A 7727-nucleotide genomic window follows, 5' to 3' on the forward strand; every position below is an offset into this window, starting at 1 on the left:
GTTCAGAAAGAAATACAGCTGCCGCTTTTCCTGGTCGGATAATTTAATTCCCTGCTTCACCAGCGGGTCGGTGGTGGGAGTAACCTTTACGCCATGGTCGTAGAAGTCAAATACCTGGAAAATATCGAAGAAACGGCCATCGTGCATATAAGGGGCGCTTTTCAGAATATTGCGCAGGGAAGGCACCTTAAAATGAAGATTATCATCTGTGTTACCCGTGATCTTCATCCTGCCCACATCATTTAACGCCGGTAAATAAGGTAACCCGTTACTGCGGTAGGTAAGATCGGTAAATAACGGTTCTTTATGACAGGCGGCACACTTATCCCGGAAAACGGTATACCCCGCGTTTTCTTCTGCAGTAAAAGCCACACCGGGCACTTTTAGCATTACACTGTCGTATTTGGAACCGGCGGATACCATAGTGGCCACAAACTGCGTGAATGCCTTGAACATACGCTCGCTGGTAATTTCCTCCGTACCAAAAGCGGCTTTGAACATAGCCCGGTATTTAGGGTCTGTCTGCATTTTCTGCAGCAGTTCTTTCAGGTCTACCGCCATTTCATTGTGATCGGTTAACGGGGTAAGCGCCTGCAATTCCAGGTGGTTCACGCCGCCATCCCACATAAAAGCTTTTTGCCAGATCATATTAAAGAGTACCGGCACCGAGCGGATACCCTGCTGCCCTGCCACGCCATGCGCCAGCGCATGATCGAAGTGGCCGAAGGCTGCAAACTGCTGGTGGCAAAAGCCACAGGAAACGGTACTGTCCTGCGAAAGACGGTAATCATAAAACATAAACCGCCCCAAAGCCACGCCTGGTTTGGTAAGCGGGTTATGCGCAAAGTCGTATACCGGCCGGGGGAAGTGCGCAGGCAGCTGCAGCAAAAAAGGCTCGGGCCCTTTTGTTATGCGTTTCTTTGTGCCGGCTTGCACCAGCGCCAGCAACAGGCAAAACGCCCCGATGATATATACTACCTTTTGATTCACTAATTGGACATGCCTGTTATGTTAAACATATGCTGGTAATTACCTGCTACCTGTCTTGCTTTTACGCCCGGCGCCATGATCACCGTTATCTTTTTAAAACTTACGGTATCAGGTAAAAACCATTTTTCTACGTTCGCGGTAAGGTTGATCCGTGGCTGGCTGCCGGTGGAAACTGTGAGCGGTTCCGGAAGTGGCAGCGTTACATATTTCAACACGCCGTCTTTTGATTTATAGCCGCCGCAATGAAATAAAAACTCCTGCATGGGCGTGTTAACCGCAGGGGAATGCCCCTCTATCTGCGCCATGATATAGCCGCTGTTCCAGGTCCAGAACATACCGGTTTCCACCGCCAGTGCACCGGATTGCACGCCGCTTACATTGCGGATACTATCCACGCCGATCAGGAAACGGATGCTTTTATATTTACCGGCGGGGATACTGTCCAGCCGGATATTTTTTGAACTGTCAATGGCATCATCCACCAGGAAATAAGCAGGAGGTAAAGTAACCACACTGCCATTGGTGGTTTCCAGTGAAAAATTGCTGAGGAAATAACGGAAACGGCTGATCGTAAATGTTTCGCCGGAAGCATTGGTATAAGTTGCCTGGTTCCTTACCAGCGGCTGCTGTCCCATCAGGTGGGTGAACGACAATTGCAGGGAAGGTACAGGACCGGGATCAGGAGGTACCCCGGCAAATAACGTGGTTATAACCAGGAACCAGCAAGCATAGGAAGCAAAAATCCGCAAAATCATGGTATCCTCTTTTAAAGAAAGTTACAATGATTTTGCGGATTAAATATTAAAAAGAAGCCTGCAGGCTAAACTCTCTTATATCCTTTCCATCCGTATAAAAACACGATCACAAAGCAGAAAGCAGGAATGCCAAAGGAAATGGCGAGCGACTGCCACTCTGTTACAACCCCCATCAGGTAAGGAACGGAGGCGCCCCCCACAATAGACATTACCTGGAAAGAAGCGCCGCGTTTGGTATGCGCACCCAGGTCTTTTACCCCCAACGCAAAAATAGTGGGGAACATAATAGACATAAAAAAGAAAATAGCGATCAGTGCATATACGGAGGCAGCGCCGTTACCGGTCATTACAAAAATGCTTAACGCCACGTTGATAAGTGCATAAATAGACAGCAAAGTATTAGGAGCTATTTTACGCATCAGCGCAGTGCCCACAAAACGGCCGCCCATGAATAATCCCAGTCCTACCGACAGCAGGTAGGAAGCATTTTCCGTAGTAATCCCGTGCCAGTAAGTAGTTACGTAATTAATAAACAATGCGCCCACACCTACCTGCGCGGCCACATAAAAGAACTGCGCTATTACCCCCAGCACAAAATGACGATGGGCGGAAAGCGGGCGGGTATCCGCCATTACTTCGGGTCCTTCCTGTTCCGCCTCTTTAATTTCAGGCAATGGCGTTCTGTAGAAAAACCCCGCGATCAGCAACACCACTACGCCTATTACAATGTAGGTGAGCTTCACCGTAGTAAGATCACCGCTACCGCTGCCAAAAAATAATTTACCGCCAATAATGGGCCCAAGGAAAGATCCCAGCCCGTTAAAGCATTGTGATAAATTGAGTCGTTGTTCAGAGGTGGCGGGGTCGCCCAACACTGTCACGTATGGATTGGCAGCTGTTTCCAGGCAGGCCAGTCCGCAGGCAAGAATAAATAATGCCAGCAGGAAAAAGTCGAAGCTCAGGGCGCCGGCAGCCGGAAAAAACAGGAATGCGCCAGTGGCGTACAACAGCAAACCAAGAATAATTCCTTTCTTATACCCGAACTTATTCATAAACATACCTGCCGGTAATGCCATGAGGAAATAAGCGCCGAAATAAGCACCCTGTAATAAAGTGGAACGTTTGGTAGTAATGCTTAATACCTCCTGGAAATGTTTGTTCAGAACATCCAGCAGTCCGTATGCCAGTCCCCATAAGAAAAACAGGCTGGTAACCAGTATCAGCGGGAACAGGTAACTGCCGGGCTTTGCGCCTGCATCTTTATTGGTATAGGTGGAATTACTTACTGCGCCTCCGGCCATAACGAAGAATTTAATGTTTCAGGTGATTGAATATTGTAACAGGTGTTGGCTCTTTATCCTTAGCTGATGGATCTGTCGAGATGGGTGTAACCACCATCTACGTATACGATTTGTCCGGTTGTATGAGAGGAACGTGGCGACAACAGGAACACGGTGCTGTTGGCAATTTCCGTGGACGTGGTCATTCTTTTTTCAAACGGAATTTTTGCGGTGATGGATGCCAGTTTCTCCTTTGGATCCGGCAATGAATTGATCCATGTTTCGTACAGCGGGGTCCATACTTCAGCGGGGATCACCGTGTTAACACGGATAGAATAAGGCAGCAGTTCCACGGCCCATTCACGGGTAAGCGCATTGATACCTCCTTTGGATGCCGCATAGCCGCTGGTGTTACCCTGGCCGGTATCAGCTACTTTAGAGCCGATGTTTACAATATTTCCGTTGGTGATTTTCAGGTAAGGCAACGCAAAATGTGCCAGGTTGTAATAGTGCGATAAATTATTCTGCAACGATTGCATAAATTTTTCCGGGCTGCCGCTTTCCAGTCCTACGCCATCATTGGCGCCGGCATTATTCACCAGGGCATCTATTTTACCATACTTTGCTATTGTTTCAGCGATCACTTTTTTACAGTCTTCCACTTTGCCCAGTTCCGCAGTAATAGCCATGGCTTTACCGCCTGCGGCGATAATTTCGCCCACTGTTTTTTCGTTATCGGCAGTACTGCGGCCGGCAATCACGCTGATGCCGCCTTCTGCCGCCACCAGCTTTGAAATAGCTTCCCCGATCCCTTTTGCACCACCGGTAACGATGATCACTTTCTCCTGTAATCCTAAATCCATAGTAAGTATGATATTATTTTTTATAGATGATAAAATGAGCGGGCATTGCCTCCCATTATCTGTTGTTGTTCACTTGTTGATAAGGTGCTGATAAAATCGGTCACCAGTGCTTTCACTTCGCGGTACTTCGCCGCCACCAGGCACACGGGCCAGTCGGACCCATACACCAGCCTGTTTGCCCCAAAAGCTTCCAGCGCCACTTCCATAAAAGGCCGGAAATGTGCGGGTTCCCACTGCTGCCAGTCGGCTTCCGTTACCATGCCGCTCAGCTTGCAGTATACATTTGGTGATTGTGCAATACGGCGCATATGTGCTGCCCAGGCATCCAGCTCACCTGCTTTGATATCGGGTTTGGCCAGGTGGTCAATGATCAGCGCCTGTTCGGGAAACTGTTGCACAAATTCCTCTACCGCGGGTAACTGTTTCGGGTATACGAGAATATCATAGGTGAACTGATGCTGCTGCAGCGCTTTGATGCCGCGACAGAAATGTTCGCCGAGAATGAAGCGGTTATCCGGTTCGCCCTGTACAATATGCCGGAAGCCTTTCAGCTTGGGGTGTACGGCATACTGCTCCAGCTGTTCACTGATGTTGGCGGCACGGAGGTCTGTCCACCCTACCACGCCTTTAATGAAGTCATGCTTATCTGCCAGCGCCAGCAAAAAGGCAGTTTCATCTGCCGACTGATCTGCCTGTACCGCTACGCAGCCGTGTACCCCGTTGTCGGCCAGCACAGGGGCCAGGTCTTCCGGGTAAAAGTCACGGCGGATCGCCTGCATGGATTCATCTATCCATGCGTCGCGAACAGGGTCGTATTGCCAGAAATGCTGATGTGCGTCAATAACCATGTAAATATTTTTTGCCTGGCGCCGGAAGGTACCGGCGCCAGGTATTTTTTACAATGCAAAAATCTGGTCCATAATGATCCACTTCTCCCCTTCTTTCGCTACCGGCAACGACTGCTGGTATTTCCACATGAGCCCTTCCCATACCTGTACGGCAGGATTGGCTGCATCCATGGCGTCTTTACGTTCAAAGGAAAAAGTATCATCTACTTCCATGATCATGAACAGGCGGTTACCCGCGCGGTAAATATCCATTACGGTAATACCTGCGTCTGTGATGCTCTTTTTTATTTCAGCAGATACGTTGCGGTGATGGGCTTCATATTCGCTGATCAACTGCGGATCATCTACCAGATCCAGGGCCAGGCAATATCTTTTCATAACTACTATTTATACGCTATGGCAGTTTGTTTGGAAGTACCTAACCCGTCAATGCCCAGTTCAATCACATCTCCTGCCTTCAGGTATACCTGCGGGTTCATGCCCAGGCCCACACCAGCCGGTGTACCGGTGGAGATCACATCTCCCGGGAGCAGGGTCATAAACTGGCTCAGGTAAGCCACCACATACGCTACGTTAAATATGAAGTTAGAGGTGTTGCCATCCTGCATTTTTTGCCCGTTAACGGTAAGCCATAAACGAAGATTGTTCACATCGGCAATTTCATCTTTGGTAGCCAGCCATGGGCCTAAAGGAGCGAATGTATCACAGCTTTTGCCTTTTACCCACTGACCGCCTCTTTCGATCTGGAACGCCCTTTCGCTGTAGTCGTTATGCAGGCAGTAACCCGCTACATAGTCCATAGCGTCTTTTTCTTCCACGTAAGTGGCCTTTTTGCCGATTACCACTGCCAGTTCCACTTCCCAATCTGTTTTCTGACTGTTGCGTGGAATCACCAGGTCGTCGTTCGGCCCTACCAGTGCACTGGTACTTTTAAAGAACACGATAGGTTCTGCAGGAATGGCTGCATTGGTTTCACGCGCGTGATCCGCGTAGTTCAGCCCTATGCAGATAATTTTGGAAGGACGAAGGATAGGCGAGCCCAAACGGGTACCGGCAGGCACCTGCGGGCATTCAGCAGCATGTGCGCCATACCATTCAGATAAACGCGCCAGCCCGTTGGTTTCAAAAAATTTCTCCCCAAAATCCTCACCGAATGCGCTCACATCAAACATTCCTGCTGCGGTAGCAACACCCGGTTTCTCTTCTCCCGGTAAACCAAACCTGATCAGTTTCATATCAATACTATTTATTTGTCTTACTTAATTTCTTTCAGTGTTTTAATCTGTAATCTTCCGCTTTCCACGTGCAGGTCGATCACCGGTTCTGCTTTTCCATCCTTTACAAAAGAGAAATACACATGATCATCCTGTCCTGTTGGCTGGATCACGCCCTTACTGCCGGCAGGCACAGGCATGAACATGCTTTTACGCAAGCCGCCAAATTCCACGTACAGTTCCAGGCTGTCCGGTGATGCATCGGGTTTTATTTCCGCGATAAAATCTGCCAGGATATTGCCGGATTGGATGCTCTTTTTATATTGCTGCAACATTTCGCCGCCGGCTGTCACCTTTCCAAGACCCATTGTTCCTTCCATGTATTCCCAGATAGGCTGGGGCGGCGTGGCAGCCCATAATATTTTCACATCTTTTTTATCGTCAATAAAAGCGTGGTAATAACGTGGCTGATGATTCGGTTTCATAACGCCGATATAACAGCTGTTGGGCTCATTCCATAACACCTTATAAAGGTCCGGTTCCGGTACGCCCTTCAGGATAGCCTGTTCAAAGCTCTTTTCTTTTGTTCCTTCTTTCAGCTGAAACTTAATATGGATCAGCGATGTATCTTTTTCCTTGTCTGAGAAACTGACCGATATGGTACCATCCGGTGTTGCCGGTTTTATTGCTGATGCGGATTCCCCGGTGGCAGCTTCTTTCTTGGTACCGGAATTACAGGCAGATAATATGGCCAGTGCTAACGCCAGCCCTATTCGAAAATGTTGCATGATATAACTAAAAATTAATGAATGAATAACTTGAAAGATACGGGTAATCGTCCGCACTTTAAAACACACATCCCATTAATTCCTAATTATTCAACCTGATAAAACCGCCATCAATCGGGTAGTCGGTGCCTGTAATAAAGCCTGCTTCATCCGAGCACAGGAACAGCGCCAGGTTACCTACTTCCACTGGTTTGGCCATACGGCCTATCGGCTGGGTTTTACTCAGTTTTTCAAACATCTCCGCTTCTTTGCCCGGGTAGTTCTTGGCAATAAAGCCATCCACAAACGGCGTGTGTACTCTTGCGGGCGACACGCAGTTGCAGCGGATATTGGCGCCGAGATAATCTTTAGCCACGGATAACGTCATGGTTAGTACCGCGCCTTTACTCATAGAGTAGGCCAGCCTGTCTGGTATACCTACACTGGAGGCGATGGAGGCCACATTCAGGATCACACCGCCGCCCTGTGCTTTCATTTGTTTGATCACTGCATACATACAGTTATAGGTGCCCTTCACATTTACCTGGTACACCCTGTCGAAGTCCTGTTCAGCGGTATTTTCGAGGTTACCCACATGTGCAATACCGGCGCAATTCACCAGGATATCCAGTTTGCCGGCTGTTTTCACAATACCGTCCATTACGCCGATTACGGCTGCCTGGTCGGCCACATTGCACGCATGCACGGTTGCCTGGCCACCTGCTGCCCTGATTTCCTCTGCTGTAGCTTTACCACCATCCTCATTCAGTTCCAGGATATGCACCTGCGCACCCTGTGCCCCGAATGTTTTTGCAATTGCCTGTCCTATGCCGCTGCCACCACCTGTGATAACCGCTACTTTATTGTCTAGTCTGAACAGTTCCATCGTATAAAATTTAAGGGTTCTAAAATACCTATTAATATAAGGTGATTGCAATTGTATTTTCACTGTATTTCATACTTTCTTGCCTAATTTTCATAAAATTCAATAAGCCGGACCAAATCCGGTG

General features: G+C 48.5%; 9 protein-coding genes. All 9 read right to left on the reverse strand.

Annotated features, from left to right (window positions below; translation table 11 throughout):
• A partial coding sequence (locus VN105_RS02130; protein ID WP_325637458.1) for a cytochrome-c peroxidase occupies positions 1-990 on the reverse strand: 990 nt, incomplete at its 3' end.
• Positions 990-1745, reverse strand: a complete 756-nt coding sequence (locus VN105_RS02135; RefSeq protein WP_325637460.1) for an MbnP family protein — start codon at positions 1743-1745, stop codon at positions 990-992. The genes VN105_RS02130 and VN105_RS02135, both read right to left, overlap by 1 nt.
• 65 nt (positions 1746-1810) lie before the next feature.
• Entirely contained in the window at positions 1811-3046 is a 1236-nt protein-coding gene (locus tag VN105_RS02140; protein WP_325637461.1) for a sugar MFS transporter, read from the reverse strand.
• Between the two features lie 59 nt (positions 3047-3105).
• Positions 3106-3888, reverse strand: coding sequence for an SDR family oxidoreductase (locus VN105_RS02145; RefSeq protein ID WP_325637463.1), 783 nt, complete (start codon positions 3886-3888; stop codon positions 3106-3108).
• Positions 3889-3908: 20 nt separating this feature from the next.
• Complete coding sequence (locus VN105_RS02150) at positions 3909-4736, reverse strand: amidohydrolase family protein (protein WP_325637465.1); 828 nt, start codon at positions 4734-4736, stop codon at positions 3909-3911.
• Positions 4737-4784: 48 nt separating this feature from the next.
• The gene (locus VN105_RS02155; protein WP_325637467.1) at positions 4785-5114 is read right to left on the reverse strand and encodes an L-rhamnose mutarotase; all 330 of its coding nucleotides are present in this window, start codon (positions 5112-5114) and stop codon (positions 4785-4787) included.
• 5 nt (positions 5115-5119) lie between these two features.
• Positions 5120-5971: a fumarylacetoacetate hydrolase family protein gene (locus tag VN105_RS02160; RefSeq protein WP_325637469.1), complete on the reverse strand. Its 852-nt coding sequence runs from the start codon at positions 5969-5971 to the stop codon at positions 5120-5122.
• Positions 5972-5991: 20 nt separating this feature from the next.
• On the reverse strand, positions 5992-6738 hold the full coding sequence (locus VN105_RS02165; protein WP_325637471.1) for a hypothetical protein: 747 nt from the start codon (positions 6736-6738) through the stop codon (positions 5992-5994).
• Positions 6739-6820: 82 nt separating this feature from the next.
• Positions 6821-7603, reverse strand: coding sequence for an SDR family oxidoreductase (locus VN105_RS02170; protein WP_325637473.1), 783 nt, complete (start codon positions 7601-7603; stop codon positions 6821-6823).
• Positions 7604-7727: the final 124 nt, after the last annotated feature.

Source organism: Chitinophaga sp. (assembly GCF_035564935.1).
Taxonomy (GTDB): domain Bacteria; phylum Bacteroidota; class Bacteroidia; order Chitinophagales; family Chitinophagaceae; genus Chitinophaga.